Origin of the sequence: Pseudoalteromonas sp. 1CM17D (genome assembly GCF_023161805.1) — a bacterium.
Taxonomy (GTDB): domain Bacteria; phylum Pseudomonadota; class Gammaproteobacteria; order Enterobacterales; family Alteromonadaceae; genus Pseudoalteromonas; species Pseudoalteromonas atlantica.
Map to the genome: position 1 here is coordinate 84,604 of NZ_JALNTP010000001.1, position 25,621 is coordinate 110,224.

Consider the following 25,621-nt stretch of genomic DNA (forward strand, 5'->3'; position numbering starts at 1 on the left):
ACACCACCCCTCAAAATAAAGAGCTGAGTTAAACGGATTGGCATAAGTGGATTGCTAAAAAAGCGCGTGCCATTACCCGTTAAAAAAATTTATAAATAAAATGGTGACTGCATAAATGCTAAACACACTCTACGCTTATTCATATTGCATAAAGAGTGTGCGTGTTGATATAGGTACATTCATATAGGTAATGTGTAAATGCATAACGGCTTTTACACAGTGGAATCACTTTATTAAAAGGAACATTCATGGCTAATATACTTTATCCAGCGCCTTTAAAAGTAGGCTCTAAAATTGCTATTTGCTCGCTTTCGTCGGGCTTAAAAGAAAAATACCATGCACGATTAGATAGAGTGATAGACGGTTTAAAACACCGTGGTTACGAGGTAGTAGAAGGGGAGTTTTTACGCCAAAATAAACCCCGCGATGAATTAGATGCAAAAGCGCATGCCAAGCAATTAATGGGCTTTTTGCTAGACGATGAGGTTGCCGCCATTATGCCGCCAATGGGCGGAGAGCTGGCAATGGAAATTTTGCCACTACTGGATTTTAACGCCATAAAAGAGGCCAAACCTAAATGGCTGGTGGGTTTTTCTGATGTGAGCACAATTGCTTGTGCACTTACGGCTAAGTGCCAATGGGCAACACTTCATAGTGCCAACCTAATGCAGCTCCACCCTGATGAAACAAACCCCTACAGCTTACAAATTTTTGAAACCATTACCTACGAGTCAGGAAGTAAATTTGAGCAAGGACCTTCTGCTTATTATCAAAAAAATAAACCCAATTACGCACAAAACCCTGATGAACTGCTAGCGCCAAGCGAGCCTACCCAGTGGCAGTGCCTAAATTACACAGATGAGCGCTCAATAGAGATGTCTGGGCGCTTATTTGGCGGCTGCCTTGATACGGTAGGATTATTGCTGGATTCGCCATTTTTAGCATTGCACGACTTTAAAAAACACAGTGCGAACGAAGGGCTAATTTTATACCTAGAAAATTCAGAGCTTACGCCTACCACCGTGGCACGATTTTTACTGTCGCTCAAACTTGCCGGTGTATTTGATGATATTAACGGCCTTATTTTAGGGCGCAGCGAAATAACACAAAGTCATCACGATGCATTTGATTACCGCCATGCGCTAGAGGTGGCATTGGGTGGGTGTTTATTCCCGGTAATAATAGATGCTGATATTGGCCATGTGCAGCCAAATTTAAACTTAGTTAATGGCGCAAAATGCTCACTCACGGCCGATATTAACCAAGGTAACGTACTCAATGCCTCACTAAACACTGAACTTATTTAACGTTTATTTTTGAATAACGTATAAATACACGCGTATAATGCGCAGGCCTGAACAGATAAGTTCACGGTACATTCTCAGGGCGGGGTGAAATTCCCCACCGGCGGTATGTTTTACTCATTAGCTTTTGAATAAAACGAGCCCGCGAGCGCTTTATTTAATAATCGTTTTTTTAATGTATTAAATAAAGGTCAAGCAGATCTGGTGAGATGCCAGAGCCGACGGTTATAGTCCGGATGAAAGAGAATATAGCTTGTAGCGTATGCAAACACGTGGCCTGTGGCTGCGTGTTTAATACCAATTCGCAATAATACTTAATTATTTTGAGCGACACGTTTTTCTAACCTCAAAATAAATCACTTAATTAAGCGGATTGGTATAAGCTGTTTAGTGGCAAAAAGTGCGCAATTTAGTTTGTGTGTTTTGCCATGCCTTTCAGTGTCCTGAATCTATTTATTTTTATGTGGAATATAATAATGATTCAGTCTTTACTTAGCCAATTTGGCGAAAGCCACACCCGCGTAGGAAACGCCATTGCTGCTTTGCAGCAAGGCCAAGGCGTACTTGTTGTTGATGACGAGAACCGCGAAAACGAAGGTGATTTTGTTTTTTCTGCCGAGCATTTAACGACCCAACAAATGGCGGAAATGATCCGCGAAGGCAGCGGTATTGTGTGCCTGTGTATGGGCGATGAGCGTATTAAGCAGCTCGAGCTACCGCAAATGGTAACTCACAACACCAGCCAAAATAATACAGCCTACACAGTCACAATAGAGGCTAAACACGGTGTTACAACCGGCGTATCGGCCGCCGATCGAGTAACAACGATTAAAGCCGCCACAGCCGATAACGCCAAACCCAGTGATTTATCGCGCCCAGGCCATGTTTTTGGCTTAAAAGCACAAACAGGTGGGGTTTTAGTTCGCCGCGGCCACACCGAGGCATCTGTTGATTTAATGCAGCTGGCTGGTTTAAAACCGTTTGGGGTTATTTGTGAACTCACTAACCCTGATGGCACCATGGCGCGTTTACCACAGGTAAGTGATTATGCTAATAAACACAGCATGACAGTGGTAACGATTGAAGACTTAGTACAGTACATACAAATGCAAGAATTAAAGGTCAGTTAAGGTTTTTTAAGCATTACCTAAGTAAAACCCAGCTTTATTGCTGGGTTTATATTTTGTAATAAGTAATTAATTACTCGTTTTTATTTGATAATGTTTCTTGCCTAGGCGGCTTTTTCAAAAATCCTCAGCCTGTAAACTTTACCTAAATAGTCAGTGCAGCCGCACACAGTTTATTATTTAGGTGAAACTATGAAAATTAACACGTTTTTATTAGCAACTGCTTTAACAAGCAGTGGCGTATGGGCAGCGCAAAGTAAACTTGAACAGCAAATAACGCCTGCACCCCAAATGGGCATAATGGATAGTTATAATCAGCACATTACTAACGCCCCTTTTTTACTTAATCTCGACAGCCAACCCAAAGAGCAAATGGGCCCATATTTAACACGCCAATATTTTCATGGTACGCAATCTACGTTTGTAAAATGGGTGGCTAAAAAAGGCGGCAAAGTACCGCTTCATAAACACCCTAATGAACAAGTAACGTGGATCATGTCAGGCGAGGCTAAAGTGTTTTCTGGCGGTAAACAATACCTTATGAAAGCGGGTGACATGATGGTGATTCCGGCCAATGTACCGCACGAATTTCACTTTACCCAAGATACGGTAGATATTGATTTTTTTGCCCCAGCTCGACAAGACTGGATAGACGGCACAGCTAATTACATTAAGCAAAAGTAGGGCAAATTATGTTTTTAAATAAATCTAAATTAGGGCTAAGCGCTATAGCCTTGCTAATAAGTGCCTCGGCTTTTGCAAATGACACGGTACCCGCTGAGGTTTACGCACAAACCGACGGTGCTGTGGGCGGTATTACGTATACACTAAACAAGCGCTTTATTTTTAGTTATCACCCTTTTTATAACCCAAAAGTAAAAGTGGGGGAGCTTTTAAAAAGTGGTGAGGTAGTGCCATTTCCTAATGCGCAAATGCAAATTCCTTATAAAAGTGATGGCAGCTTAAAAAATCCCGCTAACTATTTAAATTGGGTATTAGGGGTAAGGGCTGATGACAGAGGTAATGTATGGATACTCGACTCAGGCCAGGCGCAGCCGCGTATTACGCCAAAGCTGATATCATGGGATGCGCTAAACAATAAGCTTAATAAAATTATTTATTTACCTAGCCCTATATCGGTTGCTCAATCTCAACTTAATGATTTAGCTATATCGAGCAAATACAATACATTGGTGATCGCTGATGAAGGTATTGCAGATGGCGGAAATGGCAAGCAAGCCGCCCTTATTATCGTTAATACTAAAACAGGTAAGAGCCGGCGAGTACTGCAAGGTCACGAAAGTGCATTACCCGATTACACAATGCCAATAATGATTGATGAAGGGACTGATAACCAAAAGCAACTTAATGCCTTTATTGGTGCCGATGGCATTGTGCTTGATAACGCGCAGCAATGGCTTTACTTTGCTCCGCTTAATAAAAAGTATGTTTACCGTATTAAAATGGCCGACATTGCTAACGAGCAATTAACCGATAAACAACTAGGCGAACGAGTAGAGCAATACGCACAAAAACCAGTAAACGGTGGTTTAAGTATTGATGCTGATGATAATTTATATTTAACCATAGTGGGTGAGCGTACTGTGGGCGTTATTGATGCCAAAACACGTACTTACCGTGATTACACGTACGATAAAAACATGATTTGGCCAGATGGTGTAAGCATTGGACCAGAGGGTTACATGTACACCGGCGCTGCACAATTGCCGCTTTCGGCACAACTTAATAACGGCAATGCTCAAAATAAAGCACCCTATTACATATTTAGATTTAAACCTTTAGCTGAGGGCGTAATAGGGCGCTAACTATAATGTGTAAATTAAGCACGCCTTTATGGCGTGTTTTTTTATGTTATTAACTACTTATATCAATCCGCATTAACGCTTAATCATTTTCAGGGGCTAAACGTGTCGCTATCTGCGTTAAAAAATTCTCATTTAGAACGACTAAATAGCGAATTTTTTGCCTTGCTATCAACACGTTTATCCATCCTCAAAATAGATCACTTAATTATGCGGACTGGTATTAAAGCGTGATTATCAATTTTTACAAGATAAAGTTTCAACCTAAATGCGGTTTTTCTGCGCTGACTATTTGGGTATCTTACGGCCATAGGTACTTAACCCGCTTTAGGCTTTAATTAATTATGAAACTATACAGTTACTCCCATTGTCCTTTTTGTGCGCGTGTTATATATGTAGCAGGCAAATTAGGCATTAAGCTTGATGACGTTGTACTTGATTACGACGACACTGAAACACCAACAAAACTAATTGGTAAAAAAATGGTACCTATTCTTGAAATGGATGACGGCACTGTTATGAGTGAAAGTAACGAAATTATTAGCCTGTTTATTAAACTTGCTGGATCTAGCGAATCAAATAAGCCAACGCAAGGGGCTATTGAGTGGCAAGGTGGCTCGTTTGCGCCTTTATTGCAAATTGGTTTGCCGCGCTGGCCATTACTTGATTTAAAAGAGTTTAAAACAGAATCTAGCCGCATAGCGTGGGAAGATAACAAGCAATCGACAGAGCTTAACTTTGTAAACCTAATAGCATCAACTCCTGAGATCGTTTTACAAGTAAATGAATTTTTAATTGGCACCGAAAAACAGCTCAATATTAATAATGGTAAAACGTCATTAAGCTTGCTTGATAGCGCTATTTATTTTTCTATATTACGCGGTTTATATTGCGAGCCAAGCATTACCTGGCCAGAGCAATTAAACCAATGGATGAACTATCAGGCATTAGAATCTCATGTGCCGTTATTAAGATAACGAATACTGAAAAAGTTTTAACAGCCAGTACGACTCCCTTCGTATTGCCTTCTTTTGGCCGGTGACCTCGTCACTGGCTTTTTTTATTTAGCTCTGAAAATCACCCCTTTTAATCCAGCACTTAGCAGTGTGCGTGAGCATGGCTGAGTAGTATATTAATAACATTAAAAAATTAGTTACCTATTTACACTACATATTATTAGTGGAATTATTAAGCAGGCTTATTCAACGCTATGAATACGCAAAATAATACCAGGAGCTATTATGTGGGATGAAAGGTATAACACTCAGCAATATGCTTATGGCAAACAGCCAAACGATTTTTTAGCTGAGCACTATAAGCAATTACCTAAAGGCAATGTTATTAGCTTAGCCGAAGGTGAGGGACGAAATGCGGTATTTTTAGCAAAAATGGGTTACAGCGTTACCGCGGTTGATGGCTCAAAAGTAGGGCTTGAAAAAGCGGCAAAGCTTGCCAAAGAGCACAACGTAAACATTGAGATCGTACACGCCGATTTAGCGAAGTTTGATTTTGGAAAAGAAAAATGGGATGCAGTAGTGTCTATTTATTGCCCTTTACCAAGTGCCGTGCGTTCAGCGGTATATAAGCGCGCTGTTAAAGGTTTAAAGCCAGGTGGGGTGTTTTTACTTGAGGCCTATACGCCTGAGCAAGTAAATTATAATACCGGAGGCGGCCCAAGTGTCGATACTAAAACCTCAAAAAGCGACTTACAAGATGACTTAACCGAGCTTAGCTTTATACATTTAGAAGAGCTAAAGCGAGAAGTGTTTGAAGGCACATACCACACAGGTTTAGCGTCGGTACTGCAAGCTATTGCTAAAAAATAAAATGAATATAAAAGCTTAGCACTCATTAGCGCTAAGCTTTTTTAATAGGTTTTTATAAAACCTGAATAACTTGCTCTTTTGCTAAGCGAGATTTAGGTAACTTAGCGTTATAATCTTCAGTGTCATCGTGGTAGCCAAGTACCAACGCTACATCACAAATATAGCCATCGAGCTCTTGTTCAAACACTTCACCAATAAGCTGTGCATCTACACCTTCCATAGGTGTTGAATCAACGCCTAAGCGTGCTGAGGCGTGCATTGTGTTGCCCAGGGCAATGTAAGTTTGCGCTTTGGTCCACATTGCATTGTTGCCTTGCTCATCGGTATTCATATCAACAAAAGCAAATGCGCCAAACGCTTGTTCGCGGTTTTCACTTTGAGTACGGCCATTTTTAATGTCTGCATCAATGACTTGTGCGTAGTCATCACGTTTATATTTAGGGTTGTAAGCAAATAAAATAACGTGCGATGCAGTTTTAATATGCGGCTGATTAAATTGAAATTTATTAGCAAACGTAGAGTGCATACGCTCTTTAGCTTCGTCTGACTCAATAACAATAAATTTCCACGGCTGCGAGTTAATCGATGAAGGAGAAAGACGCATAGCTTCGTAAATTACATCTAGATCATCTTGAGGAATGCGCTTGGTTGTGTAGCGTTTAGTTGTATAACGTTTTTCTAAATCATTAATAATTGGATGGGTCATGGTTATCTCCGTTAAGTGGCTATTTTAGCCAAGTAGTGTCTATATTGAGCCTTTTTAAAAAAAACAAAGCACAAATTACTATTTAATTGGATTGTTATTAAGCCAATTACGCGTTACGTCATCGAGTGGTTGTAAGTTTTTGCATACTTTATAGTCAAGCTCGGCAATGGTCTCATTTGAAAAGCGTAATTTATCAAGGGTGTTTAACTGTGCTTGGTTAAACAGCGCTTGTTTATCTTCACGTAGGAGTAAAACAGCTCTATCAACAACGCCAAGTAACCCTTGTGGTTCTTTAAGCTCACGAATTGTGTGCTTGTAATGCAAAAATTGTGGCTTCCATAACGGCACTACGCACCAGGTTTGGGTGGCGACGGCGTTTTCAAACGCGCTAAAACAGTCATGCTCTGTGCCGGTTAAAAACTCATATCCTGAGCTCGTCAGCCCATATTCTTTCATCATATTAATAGAAAAACGGGTAATACCAGCACCGGCATTAATGCCCTGAATTGTTTTTTGCATTTTTGAAAGCACATCTGGTTTTAACAAATCACTAATTTCGTTCACTGCACTTTGCGGTACGTAATCTGGTACGCCCCAGTGTGCATAAGGCTCATAATGTAAGCCAAGCTCAACGAGTGGCATAACTTGTTCAACATCGGCTTTATAAATACCGTGGCTTGAAGGTAGCCATGCTGAGGCGAGTAAATCTACTTCACCAGATTTAAGGTTTTTAAAATTATCTTGATGCGGCGCATAAATGCGCTCAACGTTAAAGCCCATATCAGTTAAAACATGGCTCACTAAAGAGGCCGTAACATGGTGAAACGATAAATCGGTTACGCCTAATTTTAAATGTACTGTACTCATAATGAATTACTCCATTTTATAGAGCAGCCCATGCTGGGTGTTTGCTGCTCAGGACCTTTGCCTGTGGCCGCAATTTGGCGCATGGCATTAACTAACTCAGGAGTGCGATGTGCATCGTCATTCATTTTTGCATCGTCTAAGCGGCCACGGTATTGCAGTGCCCCATGTTTATTGAAACCAAAAAAATCAGGCGTGCAAACCGCGCCATACTGTTTGCCTACGCCTTGGTTTTCATCAACAAGGTAGGGAAACAAAAAGCCGTGCTGCTTAGCAAATTTTTCCATATTAGCTGGGGAGTCAGCAGGGACGCTTTTATAGTCGTTCGACATAATAGCTAACACATTTATACCTTCGTTTATTAATAACGCTGTATCTTCGCTTAAGCGCCTTGCAACACGTTGCACATAAGGGCAATGGTTACAAATAAACATGATTAATAAGGCGTTTTCGCCTAGGTTGTCGGCTAAGGTAAAAGGCTCGCCTTGCGGGGTTTTTAACGTAAAGTTGGGCGCTTGCCAGCCAAAGTCACAAATAGGGGTATCCAGTAGCATAACTTAACTCCTAAAAAGCCAGCGGGTATGGCTGGCTTATAAAAATAATTAATTATTTTTGATTAAAGCGAAAACGCGTTAATACGTAAGGTGGTTTTGCATTACCAAAGCCTTGGCTAAATGCAGGGTGCTGGTGGAGCTGATCTTGGGTTACATAAATCCAACCATTGCTCACTGCTAGGCTATCAGGCCATGATAATCGTTTGTCTTGAACAATTATTTCGTAGTGGTCTTTAGTCGTTAAGCCAATGGCATTGTTTTCAAGGTCGGTTACTAAAATACCGCCACCTGGCGCGTAGGTCATGCCATCGCTTGGGTTTTTAGGGCCAAAAACTTCAATGCTTTTTGCTTTTTTAGCATCTGAATATGTACTATTAGCAAGTGTTTTTGCCGGAATACGGTACACGCTAGTGCCTGTAAATGCGCCAAAGTATACCCATTCATTTTTATCATCAATAGTAATTGGGTTTAAACCAAAACGTAGGTTTGTTGTTTCACCTTTTGCTGATTTAGATGCAACAGGAGAGGCTTCGATGACAATATCGCGCTCCTCTGGCATTAGCTTAGCATTGCCCTCAAGTACACGCGTTGATTCGCCGGTTTTTAAATCAACAACAATAAACGCAGGTTTAGTGGCGCCCATAAAGTTACCAAAAGACATATCGGCAATGTAAATTTTGTCGTTACGTTCATCAATAACAAAGTCTTGTAAAAACGAGTTATCAAGTACAGCATCTTTATTTAATTCAATGGTATTAACTAAGGTATTGGCAACGCTGTCCCAGGCTATAAGTTTTGGGGCTACTTGCTCGCTGCCCATGTCTAAAATCCACACCACACCTTTGCTGTCGCTATGCACGCCAATTACGGCTGCAAGGCCAACTTTGCCAAGCTCGGGGCCGTCAGCCCAATCTTCGCTAGGGAAAGGTTGTTGAGCACCGTTTGCCATAATTTCAACTACTCGCGTTTTTGGTGCATCAAGCGGGTGCATGCTTACAATCATTCGCCCTGCAGGTGTTATAGTTATACCTGCGCCGCGATATTTATTAAAAGTAGTCACCGTTTCAAGGGGGCCAACGTCTGCTGCATAGGCGCTTGAAAAAGCACTTGCGGCTAATGACAGGGTTGCTATTGCTAAAGTGGTTTTTAATCGTTTCATACTGTGATACCCGTTATGCTAAAAAATAGAGTAAAGCGATTTAAATAGCCTAAATGACTTCGCTTGCGTTGACGTGAATAATAGGTGAGAATTTTTATGCGATAAACAGGGTAATAATTGAATCTTTATCAAATAATATTAGTTAATTGATAAAGCGAGCGATTGCTTTAAACAAATTTTCTTTTTAAACATACTATTACTGCCAAAAGCTGGGTTTACTAATAAACGCCTTAAAGATTGTCCTAATTTAATAAATAGTGGTTAGTGACTAGCTGTTGGCTACAGTGTAATATTTGCCTTTATATTGATAAACCGCGCAATAGATAAGCATTGTCAAATATAAATAGACAATAAATCACTTTTTGATTGCTCAATACACTGTAAGCAAACCTAAAGCGCTTAATTTTGCCAAAAATAATAATTAAATTATTAAGTTGATAATGGATTAATACACAATGCTTTTAGAAGACTTACAGGTAATTTTAAAAGTGGCAGAGTTTAAAAGTATTACTGCTGCAGCATCAAATTTAGATATGCGCACCGCCACAGCAAGTGCTGCTGTTAAAAGGGTAGAGCAGGCTTTAGGTTTTGAACTATTTATACGCACCACTCGCCATTTAAGGCTTTCTGCAGCCGGCGAGCGTTACATTCCGCAATGCCAGCAAGCATTGGCAATGCTTGAACAAGCCAAAAATACACTTAAAAGCGATGACGATATAATTGATGGCGAGCTGCGTATTGCGCTTTCTTCTGATTTAGGGCGCAACATTGTGATCCCCTGGCTTGACGAGTTCATGCAAACCCACACTCAGCTCAGCTTGCGCGCCAATATAAGCGACAGTAATATCGACTTTTATCGTGACTCGGTCGACATTGCACTGCGTTATGGTAAACCTAACGATGCCAGCATGTACGGTTTTAAAATTTGCGATGTACCGCGTATTTTATGCGCAGCACAAAGCTACCTTGATACACATGGCACGCCTGCTCATCCACATGATTTAACAGAACATAAAGGGCTGTTTTATCAACTGCAAGATATAATTAAAGATGTATGGGTATTTAGCGATGCCAGCGAAGAGTTTAAAGTAAAATTGCACGGTGGCCATGCGGCTAACGATGGCGATTTAGTAAGGCGCTGGTGTGTGTCGGGCAAGGGGCTGGCGGTTAAATCGTGCTTAGATATGTCTAACGACTTACTTGCCGGTAATGTCATAAGTGTTATGCCAAGCTTTAAACCCACGCCTACAGAGCTTTGGTTGGTGTGCCCAAGTAGGCAGTCAATCACTCCGGCGGTGCGCTTACTTCGCGATGCCTTTAGAGAAAAAAGCGCCGGTATTTTAAAAGCCCTTATTGCAAAAGGGATTATTGATAAAAGCGTGCTTGGCTAATGAAGGACTGATAATGCAAGTTGATGATATTAGAGTGTTTGTGCCGTGTAAAAATTATCAGCAATCGTGCGACTTTTATCAGGCGCTTGGCTTTACTATTGAGCCTGCATCAGCTGATTTAAGTATTGCAACATCAGGTGAATGTAGTTTGTTTTTATACCAATCGTGTTAAGTTATTAGGCATTTATAGCGACAGTTAAATAGCGTGATAACAAGGCATAAATATCGTCATGTAGTTGTTCTACATAAGAAATTTATAACGCTGTTAGCGCTCTATTTAGCACGCTAGAATGATTAAATATTTAAGTCGATTGGTATTAATCGTTACTACAACCAAGAATTTGCTGAAAATTTAATGCTGCAAGTGTGCGTATTAAACATAAACGAAGCCTTTAACACTATTAGTAAGTTAACTCACTTTGATATTCGCTTTGAAGGGATAAAACAAGAGCCGTGGGGTAAAGTGATTTATTTATGGGGACCATCTGGTGAGCTTTTACACATTACAGAGCTCAATTAACTTAAAAAATGCCACCCATTTTAAGCTGGTGGCATTACCTTATTATTAACTTAGTTTTTCATTAAAAAACGCTAAGGTACGCTGCCAAGCAAGTTCTGCTTTTTGCTCATCATAACGCCCAGTAGAGTCGTTATGAAAACCATGATTAGCGCCTTCGTACATGTGCATAATGTACTCAACATTGTTAGCTTTTAAGCTTTTTTCATAATCAGGCCATGTAGCGTTAACGCGTTTATCAAGCTCACCTAATTGAATCATTAAAGGCGCTTTTATATTTTTGTGCAGTGACTCACTGGCAGGAGTACCATAAAAAGGCACGCCCGCGCTCAATAAGTCACTCTCAACCGCCGCTAAGTAATTAACAATGTAACCACCAAAACAAAAGCCCACAGCTCCCAGTTTGCCGTTACTATTCGAATGATTTTTTAAAAAGTGAGCCCCAGCTACAAAATCGTTTTGAATTTTAGCTCTGTCCATGGTTTTTTGCATGGCGCGGCCTTCATCGTCATTGCCCGGGTAGCCACCAAGCGCAAAGAGCGCATCGGGTGCAAAGGCAATAAAGCCTTTTTTGGCTAAGCGCCTGGCTACATCTTTAATATATGGGTTTAAACCACGGTTTTCGTGAATAACTAATACAACCGGCAGTTTACCTTCAATTTTGCTAGGTACAGCTAAGTAGCCTTTGCCTTTACCATGCCCGTTTGGCGAATCAAATTCTTCGTAGGTGGCTTTAATATCATCATCGTTAAATGATACTTGCTCTGCAAACGCATAATTAGGTAACAGGGCACTGGTTAGTACGCTCATTGAAAAACCAAGTGCAGCTAACCCACCTAGTTTTTTCATAAATGTACGTCGGTCCATTAAACCGTGGGCGTATTCGTCGTACCAATCAAAGGCTTCTTGCGGGATATGATCTGATTGCGGGGTATTCATGGCTGCTCCTTAACTTTATTATGTATATTTATTATTTAAATACCATAACGTATTAGGAGTAAAAAACGAGCAGTTTATCTTTTAAATTTATAGATCTCATTAATATAAAATAAAAGACTAGTAAACTTTAATTTATCTACCTTCATAGCCCTTCATCAATATTTATAAAAAGCTCGGGGAATTCTGAGCTTTTTTAGTGAGTTACCTAAGTGACGTGTTACGCCATAGCGTCGTTGGCTACAGGGTATTTAGGGTCTTCAACAATGTTAACCTCAACCAAATCACCGGCTTTTTGTAATAACTTGGCAGACTCTGGGCTCAAATGGCGCAAATACAACGTTTTATCTAATGCTTTATAACGCTCACTTAAACCATGTATGGCTTCAATGCCTGATTGGTCACACACTCTGGCATTGGCAAAATCTATACACACTTTTTGTGGGTCGTTATATGGATTAAACCCTTCTTTAAACGAGGTTATTGAGCCAAAAAATAGATTACCCGTTACTTGGTAGGTTTTTTCGCTTTGCGATTCATCACTACATTGAATACGGATTTCTTTTGCAGAGTTCCATGCATAAACCAAGGCAGAAATAACAATACCTATGCCTACGGCTACGGCTAAATCGAGCAATACGGTAACGGTAGATACCACAATAATGATAAATATTTCAGACTTTGGAACACGACCAAATAAGCGCAAAGATGACCACTCAAACGTAGCAATAACCACCATAAACATAACGCCAATTAAAGATGCCACCGGTATCATTTCAATTAAGCTTGGAAAAAACAAAATAAATACCAGCATAAATAAAGCGGTAGCAATACCTGCTGCACGCCCTCGGCCGCCTGAATTTAAACACACCATGCTTTGGCCAATCATGGCGCAGCCACACATGCCACCAAATAAACCGCTTAAAATATTGCCCGAGCCTTGCGCTACCGACTCACGATTACCTTGCCCGCGGGTTTGTGTTATTTCATCCATAAGCGAAAGCGTCATAAGGGTTTCTATTAGCCCTACAGATGACAAAATAAGCGCAAGCATGAGCACGGTAATAAGTGCATCGAGCGAGTTGCTATTGGTTAAATCCCAACTAATTTGCGGAAAGTGAAAACTCGGTAATGCACCTTTTAAACTGCCATCAAGTGGGTCGATGGTGTCTTTTAAGCCCTCAGCTACTTTTTGCGCTTCGTTTTCTTGCCATTTAGCCGTAATCTGCGCATCGGTTGGGCGCTCAAGCGCAATATTTTGCGCCACTTCGCTGTATTGCCCATGAGGTACTTGATTTTTTATAGCTTCAAAATTTTCAGTAATGATCTCTTTTTCAATCATTGAAGTACGCTGCGTGTGCACAACATCGCTAACAAGTTTTGACTCAAGTGGCGTAAAGGTGACCAGCGCTGTACACACTGCTATTGCAGCAAGAGGGGCAGGAATTGCTTTAGTATAGCGCGGTAAAAAATACACAATTGCCATAGTTAACGCAATTAGCCCCATCATGGTAAGCATAGCTGGGCTGGTTAGTTGCATCCAATCGCCTGCGTAGGTAAACATATCGTGTTGCTTATCGTAAACTACGCGAACGTTTTCTTTAAATTGGCCAAATTGCGCCATACCAATCACAATAGCTAAGCCATTTACAAAGCCAAGCATTACAGGGTGAGGTAACAGCCTAATAAATTTGCCCATTTTAAAAGCGCCAAACACAACTTGCAGCACACCGGTTAATACCACGGCGGCCAACAAGTATTCGAGCCCAAACATAATAATAAAGGCGGTGGTGACTACAGCCATAGAGCCAGCAGCACCCGAAATCATACCTGGGCGGCCGCCAAACACGGCGGTAATAAAGCCAACAAAAAATGAGCCATAAAGCCCCATCATTGGGTCAATTCCCGCTACAAAGGTAAACGCAACAGCTTCGGGAATGAGCGTAAGCACAGCGGTTAGGCCGGCTAATACATCATTTTTTAAATTAGCGCTGCGTTTGCTTATTAAATCAAACATAGGGTTCCTTAGGGTGCATAAATAAACTAGATGCCATAGCGCTTTAAGCGAATAGCAGTATGTTTAGGTGTTTTAAATTTACGTGTATAGGGCGTGTTGATCTTTGCGGATTGAGACTTGTTCAATCTAGGGGCGATCAAATCGCGACGCGAGGTTTGTAACCTAGTGGGCTCGATAACTGCTCCTGCGTTATTCTAATGACTTACATCCATGTAAGAATAAGTAAAAACCGAGCAAAGCTTCCGCGTCCTGCTCACGCCCCTTATCTACATCCATGTAGGCAAGAAAGAGTTTATCGCCCCTAGGCAGAACCCAAAGGGCAGCGTATGTTTGGCATTTATGCTACGTTATCGCCTATTTATGGGGAGTAACCACACTTCATAGGCTCTGCCTTGCCTAAAAACCAAACATACTGCTGCAAATTCAAACGCCAAAGGTCAACACGCCCACGTTATTAGAACTAAGTGGAGGGCACTTAACTGACAAGCGGCTCAAAACCATTGCGGTGTGAGCTTAATGCTAAGCAATAAAATTATAATGCGTTAGCGATGTTTTAAATTGAGTGCGCATAATACGCTGATATAATTAAAATAATTACCCATAATTTATTTGAAACACTTTATAAAAACTATTAATAATGCAGTGCAATTTGCAGGCAATAAAAAGCTCGGCGTATTAGGCCGAGCTTTAATGGTTGGGAGAGAAACTTTAATTATTTGGCAGTGGGTGTCGGTTGAATACTTATAGGCTGCGATTTACCAAGTAGCTTACGGGTAAGGCGCTTAGCGTCTTCTAGTGCTACGTATTGGCAAGGTATAAGTATTAAAGTAATTACCGTGGCAAATAGCACACCAAAGGCCAGCGATACCGCCATAGGAATAACTATTTTAGCCTGTAAGCTGGTTTCCATAATAATTGGCATTACCCCAATAAATGTAGTGATTGAAGTGAGCAATATAGCTCTAAAGCGCTTTGCACCGGCTTGCATAACGGCCTGTTTTACGGCCATGCCTTCTGCGCGTGCTTTGTTTACAAAATCAACCATTACGAGTGAGTCGTTTACGACTATGCCAGCTACGGCAATAATGCCAAACATAGACAGCCCGCTCATGGTCATACCTAATATTACGTGACCAAACATTGCACCTACTACACCAAATGGAATAACCGACATAATAATAAGCGGCTGCGAGTAAGAGCGAAGCGGAATGGCCAATAAGGCAAATATAATCATCAGCGATATAGCAAAGTCGCGTAACTGCTCATCGGCGCTGTCCATTTCTTCTTGTACGCGCCCAGCCACATTACTTTTAACGCCTGGGTAGCTTTTAAGCAGTGAAGGTAAATAGGTATCACGAATTTCTTGTGCAATAGCAAACGGCTCTACTTGGTCAGTATTTACTGCTGCCCACACATTAACAGTACGGTTTGAGTTTTCGCGGCGAATACGGTTTACACCATCTACTAGCCTAACTTCGGCTACTTCGCTTAACGGTACTTCTGCGCCGGTTGGCGTAATAATACGCGCATTTTGAATGTTGCTAATTGAGTTACGCTCGCTTTCTGGGTAGCGTATCATTACTTTAATTTCTTCGCCTTCGCGTAAAATACGCTGTGCTTCTAATCCGTAGTAACTAAAGCTTACTTGCGATGCAACGTCGGCAAGTGTAAGTCCCATGCTGTAGGCCAGAGGTTTTAAATCAAGCTGTACTTCGTCGGTGGCACTTTGCAGTGAGTCGTTTACATCGCCTACACCTTCCATGCTTTGTAGTTTAGCTTTTAATTTACCAGCTACTTCTTTTAGCTCATCGGCATCTTTGCCTTGTAGCCTAAAACTTACGTCGCCGTCATCACGTCCGCCGCTAAAAATATTATCTTGAATATTAAGCGTTTTAACACCTGGAAGCGGGGGCATTTGTTCGCGCCACAGGGTGCTTAATGCAAAGGTGTCGATAGGGCGCAAGTGTGGCTCTACTAAAATAGCCATAATGTTTGCTTGAGTACGCCCACGTAAGCTTACCGATAAATCGCGGATCATGCTTTGGCCGTATTGCTCTTCAAGCTCTTTATCTACTTTGAGTAATACATCTTCAATTTTACGGGCCGTTTCAAGGGTGGCTTGCTCCGAAGAGGCCAGGTTCATTTCAAGCGTAATACGTGGAAAATCATGCGGTATTTTAGGGTTAGGCACAAACTTAACTAAGCCGCCTGCAAACATACCTGCACTGACTATTAATATGCATAAAAAGCCAATAATTACGGTATAACGATAATGTATACAATGGCCTATAAAAGGCGTGTAATAGTTTTGTACAAAGTGTTTTAAGCCACTATCAACCACATTACGCAGTTTATGTAATGGGTTTTTAGGGTTAGGTTTACGTGGGTTCATGGCTGCAATATGCGCAGGTAATATTAGCTTTGATTCAATCAGCGAGAAAATCAAACACAATATAATAACCACACCAATGGCTTTAGAAAACGCAGCGCCTGGGCCCGATGCCATAGCTTGCGGTAAAAACGCCGCGATAGTGGTTAAAACCCCAAAAGTGGCAGGCATTGCAACGCGCTTAACTCCGCGAATAACATTATCAAGGCTATGGCCGTGTTTTTCTATTTCGGCACTGGCAGACTCACCCACGACTATGGCATCGTCGACCACAATGCCAAGTACAATAATAAAAGCAAATAACGACACCATGTTTATGGTGATGTCTAAAAAGCCAATTGGCATAAACAAAAAGGCACCTAGAAAAGACACCGGTAAGCCCATCATTACCCAAAAAGCTAAACGCAGCGGTAAAAACAGTGCCAGCACTATCATTACTAAAATACCGCCCCATACCATGTTGTCGATCATCATATCGAGTCGACCTTCAAGGTAGTAAGTTAAATCAACAATAGGGGAGAGCTTTACGCCTTGTGGAAGTTTCGATTGTTTTTCTGCCATGTAGCCTTTAAGAATTTTAGCTACATCGGTAATGTCTTGATCTTTAGAGGCATCTACTTCAAACGTGAGTGAGTTTTTACCGTTATATTTAGAGTAAAGTAAGCCTTCTTCAAAGCCATCATTAATTGTTGCTACATCGCCTAAGTTAATCTGTGCGCCATCGGCAAGCGTTATAAGCGGAAGCTTTGCAAATTCACCACCACGGTAGGCTTGTTTTTCAACACGCATTGAAATATAGCCAGTATCAGAGCGAATTTGCCCTGCCGACATATTGGTAGAAAAATTTTGCACCGCACTTGAAACATCTCTAAAAGTTAGGCCATATTCACGTAGTTTATCAGGGCTTATTTCTATGCCTATTTCGTAATCTAGGCCACTGTAAAAGTCGACTAAATTAACGCCAGGCAAGGCGAGTAGTTCATCTTTTATGTCGTTACCTAGCTCTTTAAGCTGGTAGTAACTCATGTCGCCATAAAGCGCGAGGATCATCACCTCTTGCTGAAATTTTTCACGTTGAATAACGGGGCGCTCCATTCCTGCCGGAAAGGTATTGATAGAATCAACTTGCGCTTTTATTTCGTCTAGGGCTTCTTGTAGGTCGTATTTTTCTTCTATTTCTACCCACGCTTGCGCATAACCTCGGTTAGAGTAAGTGATTAAACGTTTTATACCCTCGGTACCTTCAAGGTTTTCTTCAATTTTTATGGTTATGCCTTCTTCAACCTCTTGCGGGGCTGCGCCTGGGTATACCGCTTGAATACTCACCCAGTTACTTTCAAACTGCGGGAATGCCTGTTTACGAATTGTTAGCGCTGTTAAAAGCCCGCCAATAAGTATAAAAATCATGATGAGGTTTGCCGCCACTGGGTTACGTGCAAACCATGCAATTAAGCCTTTTTCTGAGGTACTCATGGTGTATCCTCTTTAAGTGCTAATTGAGTCACATCGCTTTTAGGCTCAGTGCCTTCCAGCTTAACCGCCATGCCTTCTGTTGGGTATTCAAGGGCAGAGGTAATAAGTTGCTCACCACTGTTTAAGCCTTGGTCCGCAATCACCATACCGTTTTGTTCACGTACAATATTAAGCGTTTTAAAACTCAGGGTGTGATCGTCGTTTAAAATAGCAATTTTGTTATTTTTAACTAAATGGTGCGGCACTATAATCGCGTTATCAAGCGCGCGGCCTTTTATGGTGGCATTTATATAAGAGCCAAAACGCAGTGGTTTGGTGTTATCAGCGTACGGAGTCGGTAACTGAGCAACTAAATAGCTCATACGGCTGGTTTGATCAACCACACCTTCGCTTCGTACAACCTTGGCTTGCCAGGTTGTTTGCTTGCCGGCAAATTCAGCGTTAAGCGTAACCAATGCGCCAATACCGCCGTTATCTAAGTATTGCAGCTCTTTATCTGCAACCGGTAAACGTACCTCTGCAACTGAGGTAGCGCTTAGCTCGCCAAACTTGCTACCCGCACTAACCACTGAGCCTAAGCTAATGGTGCGTTGGTTTATTATAGCGTCGTAAGGAGCTTTAATGTACGTGCGTTCTAAATTACGTTTAGTGCGTTTTACACGGGCTTGGGCAGAGCGAAAGTTTGCCATTTTTTCTGCAAGTTGTGGTTTACGTAAATAAAGCTCCGATGCAATTGCATCGCTTGAGTCTGATTTAATACGTTCCCATTCGGCTTTAGCTACGTGAGCTTGCGCGCGTTCTATTTCGAGCGCTGAACTTGCTTGGGCAAGGCCTGCTTCGGCCTCAATTAAATCAGCCTCGTAATCATTTGGATCAATTCGTGCTAAAATATCGCCTTGCTTAACAAACGCGCCTTCAACAAATTGTTCGGCTACTGAAATAACTTGCCCGCTTACTTGTGCAACCAGTTCTGTACGGTCTTTAGGTTTTACTACGCCGTACGATTTAACATCGAGCGTTATTGCATCAATGTTTACGTTTTGCGCAGCAACAAGTGGGCGAGTGTCTTGCTCTGGTTTTTCTTCTGGTGGCGTTTTCATGGCTGAAAGGCCAAAAGCGAGTGCAATCCCGGCTGCTAAAACCGCGACTGGTAATAAAATTTGTTTTTTAGTAGCCACAAGGCATTCCTTCATATATTTGGTGACAAGGCAATAATACGCAATAAAGTGTTTACAAGGCGTTTTAAGATGTAACAAAGCATTACATATGTGTATTACAGATAAATAATGGGCTAGGCAGGGTGTAAATTTAAATACAAAGGCCTGGCTTTAACTAACAGAGGTATTTATGAAAACAGAGCCTATGGCATGTCGCTTAGGCTGCGGCGCATGTTGCATTGCCCCAAGTATTAGCTCCCCAATACCCGGTATGCCAAACGGTAAAAAAGCCGGAGAGCGTTGTATTCAGCTTGATGAGAACAATTTATGTAAACTATTTGGCGATGAAAGCCGCCCTAAAGTATGTAGCGATTTTAGCGCCACGCGCGATGTATGTGGGTCAACTAATGCAGAGGCTCTAGCGCTTATTACCGAACTTGAGCAGTTAACCTAGCTTACGAAGTTAATACACATATATTTACATTTATCTATTACTGAGTAATTTTTTAAGTAATTAAAAGCTGCGCTGTTCACGCGAGCAAGCTCTGCGTCTACCGCAAATGTGTAGATATATGGTTGTTTTGTAGACGTGAAGCTTGCTTACGTGACAGGTAAAACCTGTAAAAGTGGATTATTTACAAAGAGGGGAAGAGGCGCTGCGCTTTTAGAGGGAGAGATTAACTTTAAGCAGTAGTTGCTTTTGTTTTCTCATTTACTACTCATTCGCTTCTCTTTGTGCTGCTTTTACTGGCTTAAGGCCATAAAGTGAATAACTCACAAAGAGGGCAAGAGGCGCGGGGCTTTTAGAGGAAGAGATTAACTTTAAGCAATAGTTGGTTTGTGTTTTCTCATTTACTGCTTATTCGTTTCTTTTTGTGCAACTTTTTAGCTTTGCTTTATATAAAAACGCGCTGCTTTTACTGGCTTAAGGCCATAAAGTGAGTAACTCACAAAGAGGGCAAGAGGCGCTGCGCTTTTAGAGGAAGAGATTAACTTTAAGCAATAGTTGGCTTTTGTTTTCTCATTTACTCCTCATTCGCTTCTCTTTGTGCAATATTTTTTGCCTAATATAGAGCTTTTATAAAAAACACAGCGTCTACAAATCAAAGTATAAATTGAGTTTGTAAACGCCGCTTTAATTTTACCAACTATACGTTGCGCTTAACGTATATTGTTCACCGCGCCCTGGTGTACCAGGTATTTCTTCAAACGACTCATCCCATACGTTATCTGCCGCTAAAGTAATAAATAAATTGCTTATCTGAGGCGGGGTTATTTTAAGCGTGAGTTGGGTAAAAAGCGCGTTGTCGTCGCCGTTTCTAAGCGCGTTTTTGTGTTGTGTACGCCATTCGTTATCTATTCTAAATTCTAAAATATCAGTTGGGTTATACACAGCGCCGAGTGTTAAACGGTGATCGGGGAAGTTTAACGCGTAAAAACTGGCATCAATATCGGTTGCGCCGTAGTTCTCTGATTTATGTAAATAGGTGTAGCTAGCAATAAGTTTTGCTGTATCAAAGTGCTTAGTCGCTAAAAATTCAACCCCTGCAGTATCAATATCAACCGGGTTTGCAAAGCGCGCCGAGGTAGAATCAAAATTAAAGGTCCAATCGGTTAAGTTATTATCTTTTCGATAAAAAATAGCCGAATTCAACTGCCAACTTTGCTCTTCAAGTAATAAACCTAGCTCTAAGTTTGAAGTAGTTTCGCGCTCAAGGTTGTAGTTACTTCTAAATAATCCACCAGAATCGCTGCCGCCAATGGCTGTGTAGCCTGCAACTTGGCTTGCCTGCGCGTATGATAAATAAATACTTTGCGCTGTGCCGTCATTATTTTGGGTATTTAAGGTTATATCACCAATAGCTGATACTTCAGCATCATCACGGTTTGTATCGTCATACGCCGCCCCTAAACGAAAAATAAGCTGTTGGTTAGCCTTTAGCGCCATTGTGTATTGGGGCAATACGCTCAGCTTATAATATTTTCGTGAGGTAAAATTGTTTTCAAGTGTGGTTGATTCAATCGAGTCATCAATAAATTGTGCTGAGTAATTGATTGCAAATGCATTGCTTTGTGCATGGCGGCCCGAAAGAGCAAGCGACTTAACCTCGCTTTTATGAAACGCTTCGAATGCACTTGGGTTTTCGCGCGAGTAAATATAGTGATCGTCATGGGTGCGGTAATACGCCGATACTTCAACATTACTGTTTTTAGCGTAATTTTGTTTGTGATTAAGAATCCAAAGGCGGGTTTCTAAATCTTCAGTTTCGTTAACGCCAAAAGGGGTATACAAGTTAGGCCAGCCAAAAAACTTATCCTGTGAGCCATAAAATAAATCGGTTTGGCTATGCTCGCTTGCCAATTGCACGCGAGCTGAGGCGCGCGAAAAGTCATGGTCACCATTATCAATAGTGCCATCACTTTGCGAGTGAGAATATTCACCTTCAAAACCTAAGGTATAGCCAGCTAAGCTATCAAGTTGTGTATTTTTAGCAGCGTGAATACTTTGAAGATTAAAGTCGTTCGTACCAGTACCAAGCGATACACTACCGCCAGTAATAATCGGTTTCCAACCAAACGAAACCGTACCTACAGAGCTGTTCATACCGTACAGTGCGTTATCGGCACCGGTTAAAACTGCTGGGCCGCTTAGCATTTGCGGTGCAATGGGAATTTCAGCAAAATAATGACCAGATTGCGGGTCAAGCAGGGTAGCACTGCCTACTCTAAAGCCGGTGTTTTCAAAAATACCGCCACGAATAGTTACATCAGCTTGTGCCTCAGCCATATTTCGTGATTGAAGATCTACACGCGGATCGTATTCTAAATTAGAAATAGGCGAGTCAAATGTACCTACAGGCAGTTTATTCGCAGTAGGCGAAGCCTCCACTGTTATTTGCTCGATTGAAGACTCATCAGATAACGTATTAGCATAAACGAATGGGGTAACACTGCATAAAAGGGCAGGCAATATAATGTGTGGTGTGCGGTTCATGTGTTTCTCGTCGTTTTTTATTTGTAGCTGCGGTTACAATTAATTTCAAAGCTCATATTTGAGCATGATAAAATAGCCAAATGTAACAGCAGTCATTTTGTGCGCGATTGTACATTAATTTGTTAATATCTGCATTTGATAACCATTCACACTTTTCTCATTAGGTAACATTTATAATGGATATTAAAGAACACAATACTATTTACTTTGCTGGTGGGTGCCTATGGGGCGTACAAGAGTTTATGAAACACTTACCAGGTGTTGTTAGCACACAGGCAGGGCGCGCTAATGGTACAAGTAAAACTACAGATGGCGAATATGATGGTTATGCTGAATGCGTAAAGGTAATTTTTGACCTAAACGCCGTTAGCTTAAATAAGCTGTTTGACTACTTTTTTGAAATTATTGACCCACACAGTATTAACAAACAAGGGGATGACGAAGGCCCTAAATACCGCACTGCTATTTACAGTAAACACCAAACCCATTTAGACGCAGCAAACAGCTATATCAAAAAGCGCAGCGATGCCGATAAAATTGTAGTTCAGGTAGAGCCGCTAACCAATTACGTACCAAGCGATCCTGAGCATCAAGACCGTTTAACCAACCACCCAGATGACTATTGCCATATACCTTTTGATTTATTGTATAAATACAAAACGACTTAATAAAAACTATTGTTTATTTTTTCTTTGAGCTTTTTTGCTTAGCTTTTTCTCTTTTTTACGCGGAAACATTTCTCTGCTTAGGTACGGTACTGCTAAAAAAAAGATCCCACATCCTAAGTAAAAGAAAAGGTTAAAAAGATAAGCAAATGGAGAGGTCGAGAAAAAATAAACCTCAGATTCAACACGATAATCTGTTGGTGTAAGCACATAACCGTCGTATATAGATTTTACTGCGATTATGATGGATAAGGAGCCTATAGCTAAAAAAAACAAGGAGAATGCTATTTTATTTAATAACATTCTGGTATTACTAATATTAGCGTGTTTTATTTTTGGCTTCTTTTTTGTTTTTTTATTATTTGATTGCTTCATGCTTACCAAAAAAAGTAATAATCATAGCTATAAATATTCCAACAAAGCCTACGGTTGAGAAAACTAAACTATATTCACTTTGAATACTGAAAATATTTAGAAGACTAGTTATTAATAAAAGTAATATTCCAGCAGCTTTTATAATTTCTTGTGTTTTATTCAAACGTATCCATGTTTGACAATATGGGCACTCGACTTCAAAAAATATCCCTTTTTTATTGGTATTTTTTATTTCCGTACTTTTGATCTTATGATGGCAACAAGGGCATGTAGGTTTCATTTTAATCCTTTATTTAACTTTTTTAATTTCTCTTAAGACCCTAAAACCAATAGAGTTAGCTCTCGAATTTATAGTAAAACCCATTCTAAGTGAGTGATGCACATGAGGCTGTGGCATGGTCCAACTAGCCCCTTTAACCGTTTTATTCTTACAGTTAATTATTTTAATAGGAGCAATAGTCTTTGTTGCATTGTTATGATTATCTACATAACAGTCCTCTACCCACTCATAGACATTAGAAGTGACGTCGTATAAGCCAAAAGGGTTTGGCTTTAAAATACCTACATGCCAAGGGTGTCCTAAATCAGCCCCCTTTGGACAACCCCCTAAATCTCTATCGCAGTGATCAATGCCTTGTTCATAATCATTACCCCACCAAAACTTACTCGTTGATCCAGCGCGAGCTGCGTATTCCCACTCAACTTCGCTAGGCAGGCGATAAATATTGCCAGTTTCTTTGCTCAACCACTTTGTGTAAGCAACAGCATCAAACCAAGATATATTTACAACAGGTTGCTTACCACGCCCCCAGCCTTCATCGTTAGGACACGACCTAATTCCGGTTTTACAAAACTGATCATATTGTGCAAAAGTAATCTCGGTTTCACTTAGTGCATAGCTTTCTTTTATTACTGCTTTAAAAATAGGGGCTTCATCTTGAAAAGAGCGAAAATTTTCACCGCCTATGGTGCCTGTACCTGGCGGTATTATTACCATTTTAGGTGATAATTCACCGCTTTTAAGTTTATCTTGTATATAAGTGATTTTATGGTTAGAGATTTTAAAACTAGGCCAGCTAATATTAAAAAAGCCGATACTGAACCCAATCAAAATTAAAATAACAACGAGATATTTAACTTTTAATTTATTTAACATATATCACTCTGTAGTTATGCCAATAATATAGCTTGCTGAATTTCTTATTTTATTATGTAAGCCATTTACGCTTCCATACATCGTGGCTGCAGTTCCTGCTCCAGTAGCTAATGATGTTTTAGTTAGAAATGCCTTGTAAAAAGAGCTTCTGATTAACCTCTGTACTTGTGCCTGAGTGTATACCTTTGTTGCTTTAGTGCCATCATCGAGAAGAGTTTGCCCTCTCAAAACTTGCTTAAGTAATTTTTGGTTTTTGGTTAACTCAGGCTTTTTAAGTTTCAAAAGTTCTACTGCAAGCTTTTTACGATTTTCCCGAGTCATTCCTTTATACATTTTTAATAGTTTATTCTGTCCTAAAGCTTTATTTTGACTAAATTTAACGAGTAAAGAACCAGCTTCTAAACCTGCTTTAGTTAAGTCGGCAACTTGAATAACATCTAATGTAACCATCAAAGTTGAAAAAGTAGGAGATGTATCAAGCCATTGATTATATTCTGCATTGCCGCTTAGGTGATTAAATACACGCCCAGTACTAACTCCACATTGAAAAGTGGCGGCGGTAGTAGATGTCAAAGTTAATGGAATCGCAGCCCATGTAGCACCGAAGCTTGCAGCCCCGCCTCCCATCTCTGCAAATACTAACACCCAACCTGATGCGGCTCCGGCACACGAGACAAAAGCATTAAATGATTCATCGTAAAGTGAGGAATTAATTTTATCTATTCTTTTATCGGCTTTCATTTGTTTAGGAAAAATATATTCGCGAATATAAATATTTTTCCTATCTGCTCTGCAACTTACTCTTAATATTTTACTGTTATAATGGCTACTTGGATTTAAAAGTAAACTACCAGGATTTACAGAGAGTTTTGCAATACTATCTTTCTCGGCCTCGAAGATAACGCCAGCGTGTCTAAATTCTGGATCAGAGTCTAATGAAGCAAACATTTCACGTAAGACTTCCTTAGGGAATAGATTTTTAATTTTAAGTTCGAAGGTTGGATCTAATGACATACTATTTATTCCTTTAAATATTTGTTCCCAATTTATCATAATACTTATCAGATTTAAATTTCTTCCTTTGAATATTTTGCCAAATTAACGACGGTGCGCTAATTAAGACTGGGTATTATTTTTACCCACAAAAAAGCCCACATAATGTGAGCTTTTTAAAACTTATTTAACGC

24 protein-coding genes and 1 riboswitch are annotated in these 25,621 nt (G+C 40.6%); of the genes, 11 read left to right on the top strand and 13 right to left on the bottom strand.

The window, feature by feature from the left end; genetic code table 11:
• Positions 1-248 precede the first annotated feature (248 nt).
• The 6 genes from MSC25_RS00345 to MSC25_RS00370 all read left to right on the top strand — a co-directional run bounded on the left by MSC25_RS00345 (position 249) and on the right by MSC25_RS00370 (position 6,080).
• Positions 249-1,307 carry a S66 peptidase family protein gene (locus tag MSC25_RS00345; protein ID WP_121637638.1) on the top strand — a complete coding sequence of 353 codons (1,059 nt, stop codon included), beginning with the start codon at positions 249-251 and terminating at the stop codon, positions 1,305-1,307.
• A gap of 66 nt (positions 1,308-1,373) precedes the next feature.
• A riboswitch (FMN riboswitch) is annotated at positions 1,374-1,556 on the top strand.
• 224 nt (positions 1,557-1,780) lie between these two features.
• Positions 1,781-2,434: a 3,4-dihydroxy-2-butanone-4-phosphate synthase gene (gene ribB / locus MSC25_RS00350; RefSeq protein ID WP_248442039.1), complete on the top strand. Its 654-nt coding sequence runs from the start codon at positions 1,781-1,783 to the stop codon at positions 2,432-2,434.
• Positions 2,435-2,623: 189 nt separating this feature from the next.
• The gene (locus MSC25_RS00355) at positions 2,624-3,115 is read left to right on the top strand and encodes a cupin domain-containing protein (protein WP_248442049.1); all 492 of its coding nucleotides are present in this window, start codon (positions 2,624-2,626) and stop codon (positions 3,113-3,115) included.
• Between the two features lie 8 nt (positions 3,116-3,123).
• The gene (locus MSC25_RS00360) at positions 3,124-4,257 is read left to right on the top strand and encodes an L-dopachrome tautomerase-related protein (protein WP_064385173.1); all 1,134 of its coding nucleotides are present in this window, start codon (positions 3,124-3,126) and stop codon (positions 4,255-4,257) included.
• A gap of 341 nt (positions 4,258-4,598) precedes the next feature.
• Entirely contained in the window at positions 4,599-5,231 is a 633-nt protein-coding gene (grxB, locus tag MSC25_RS00365; RefSeq protein ID WP_248442056.1) for a glutaredoxin 2, read from the top strand.
• A gap of 264 nt (positions 5,232-5,495) precedes the next feature.
• Positions 5,496-6,080, top strand: a complete 585-nt coding sequence (locus MSC25_RS00370; protein WP_248442064.1) for a class I SAM-dependent methyltransferase — start codon at positions 5,496-5,498, stop codon at positions 6,078-6,080.
• Positions 6,081-6,132: 52 nt separating this feature from the next.
• Here the strand turns inward: MSC25_RS00370 and MSC25_RS00375 are convergent, their stop codons facing one another.
• From MSC25_RS00375 to MSC25_RS00390, 4 genes are all read right to left on the bottom strand, one after another.
• Entirely contained in the window at positions 6,133-6,786 is a 654-nt protein-coding gene (locus MSC25_RS00375; protein WP_248442073.1) for a nitroreductase family protein, read from the bottom strand.
• Between the two features lie 78 nt (positions 6,787-6,864).
• A complete protein-coding gene (locus MSC25_RS00380; protein WP_248442080.1) occupies positions 6,865-7,653 on the bottom strand; it encodes a glycine betaine ABC transporter substrate-binding protein in 789 nt (262 codons plus the stop codon).
• A complete protein-coding gene (locus MSC25_RS00385) occupies positions 7,650-8,204 on the bottom strand; it encodes a thioredoxin family protein (RefSeq protein ID WP_248442084.1) in 555 nt (184 codons plus the stop codon). The genes MSC25_RS00380 and MSC25_RS00385 overlap by 4 nt, the downstream gene beginning before the upstream one ends.
• Positions 8,205-8,256: 52 nt before the next feature.
• A complete protein-coding gene (locus MSC25_RS00390; RefSeq protein ID WP_248442085.1) occupies positions 8,257-9,363 on the bottom strand; it encodes a major royal jelly family protein in 1,107 nt (368 codons plus the stop codon).
• A 455-nt stretch (positions 9,364-9,818) separates the two neighbouring features.
• Between MSC25_RS00390 and MSC25_RS00395 the strand changes: the two genes are divergently transcribed.
• The 3 genes from MSC25_RS00395 to MSC25_RS00405 all read left to right on the top strand — a co-directional run bounded on the left by MSC25_RS00395 (position 9,819) and on the right by MSC25_RS00405 (position 11,274).
• Positions 9,819-10,754 carry a LysR family transcriptional regulator gene (locus MSC25_RS00395; protein WP_029774282.1) on the top strand — a complete coding sequence of 312 codons (936 nt, stop codon included), beginning with the start codon at positions 9,819-9,821 and terminating at the stop codon, positions 10,752-10,754.
• Between the two features lie 13 nt (positions 10,755-10,767).
• Entirely contained in the window at positions 10,768-10,926 is a 159-nt protein-coding gene (locus tag MSC25_RS00400) for a hypothetical protein (RefSeq protein ID WP_004589679.1), read from the top strand.
• 183 nt (positions 10,927-11,109) lie between these two features.
• Positions 11,110-11,274: a hypothetical protein gene (locus MSC25_RS00405; protein ID WP_232510967.1), complete on the top strand. Its 165-nt coding sequence runs from the start codon at positions 11,110-11,112 to the stop codon at positions 11,272-11,274.
• A gap of 45 nt (positions 11,275-11,319) precedes the next feature.
• Here MSC25_RS00405 and MSC25_RS00410 read toward each other — a convergent pair whose 3' ends face one another.
• From MSC25_RS00410 to MSC25_RS00425, 4 genes are all read right to left on the bottom strand, one after another.
• Positions 11,320-12,210 carry a dienelactone hydrolase family protein gene (locus MSC25_RS00410; protein ID WP_054983126.1) on the bottom strand — a complete coding sequence of 297 codons (891 nt, stop codon included), beginning with the start codon at positions 12,208-12,210 and terminating at the stop codon, positions 11,320-11,322.
• A 217-nt stretch (positions 12,211-12,427) separates the two neighbouring features.
• Positions 12,428-14,224, bottom strand: coding sequence for a SulP family inorganic anion transporter (locus tag MSC25_RS00415; protein WP_248442086.1), 1,797 nt, complete (start codon positions 14,222-14,224; stop codon positions 12,428-12,430).
• 712 nt (positions 14,225-14,936) lie between these two features.
• Positions 14,937-18,086 (bottom strand): efflux RND transporter permease subunit, encoded by a 3,150-nt coding sequence (locus MSC25_RS00420; protein WP_055255739.1) that lies wholly within the window; start codon positions 18,084-18,086, stop codon positions 14,937-14,939.
• Entirely contained in the window at positions 18,083-19,264 is a 1,182-nt protein-coding gene (locus tag MSC25_RS00425) for an efflux RND transporter periplasmic adaptor subunit (protein ID WP_004588902.1), read from the bottom strand. Before MSC25_RS00425 ends, MSC25_RS00420 begins: the two co-directional genes overlap by 4 nt.
• Before the next feature lie 169 nt (positions 19,265-19,433).
• On the opposite strand from MSC25_RS00425, the gene MSC25_RS00430 reads away from it, so the two are divergent.
• Positions 19,434-19,697 carry a YkgJ family cysteine cluster protein gene (locus MSC25_RS00430; RefSeq protein ID WP_029774574.1) on the top strand — a complete coding sequence of 88 codons (264 nt, stop codon included), beginning with the start codon at positions 19,434-19,436 and terminating at the stop codon, positions 19,695-19,697.
• Positions 19,698-20,384: 687 nt separating this feature from the next.
• Here the strand turns inward: MSC25_RS00430 and MSC25_RS00435 are convergent.
• Positions 20,385-22,238, bottom strand: a complete 1,854-nt coding sequence (locus tag MSC25_RS00435) for a TonB-dependent receptor (protein WP_248442087.1) — start codon at positions 22,236-22,238, stop codon at positions 20,385-20,387.
• A 176-nt stretch (positions 22,239-22,414) separates the two neighbouring features.
• On the opposite strand from MSC25_RS00435, the gene MSC25_RS00440 reads away from it, so the two are divergent.
• The gene (locus tag MSC25_RS00440; protein WP_096041528.1) at positions 22,415-22,906 is read left to right on the top strand and encodes a peptide-methionine (S)-S-oxide reductase; all 492 of its coding nucleotides are present in this window, start codon (positions 22,415-22,417) and stop codon (positions 22,904-22,906) included.
• A 6-nt stretch (positions 22,907-22,912) separates the two neighbouring features.
• On the opposite strand, the gene MSC25_RS00445 is transcribed toward MSC25_RS00440, so the two are convergent.
• From MSC25_RS00445 to MSC25_RS00460, 4 genes are all read right to left on the bottom strand, one after another.
• The gene (locus MSC25_RS00445; RefSeq protein ID WP_096041529.1) at positions 22,913-23,278 is read right to left on the bottom strand and encodes a hypothetical protein; all 366 of its coding nucleotides are present in this window, start codon (positions 23,276-23,278) and stop codon (positions 22,913-22,915) included.
• Positions 23,262-23,441 (bottom strand): hypothetical protein, encoded by a 180-nt coding sequence (locus MSC25_RS00450; protein ID WP_248442088.1) that lies wholly within the window; start codon positions 23,439-23,441, stop codon positions 23,262-23,264. The genes MSC25_RS00445 and MSC25_RS00450 overlap by 17 nt, the downstream gene beginning before the upstream one ends.
• Positions 23,442-23,567: 126 nt before the next feature.
• Positions 23,568-24,434: an SUMF1/EgtB/PvdO family nonheme iron enzyme gene (locus MSC25_RS00455; RefSeq protein WP_096041531.1), complete on the bottom strand. Its 867-nt coding sequence runs from the start codon at positions 24,432-24,434 to the stop codon at positions 23,568-23,570.
• 3 nt (positions 24,435-24,437) lie between these two features.
• Positions 24,438-25,448 (bottom strand): hypothetical protein, encoded by a 1,011-nt coding sequence (locus tag MSC25_RS00460; protein WP_248442089.1) that lies wholly within the window; start codon positions 25,446-25,448, stop codon positions 24,438-24,440.
• Positions 25,449-25,621: the final 173 nt, after the last annotated feature.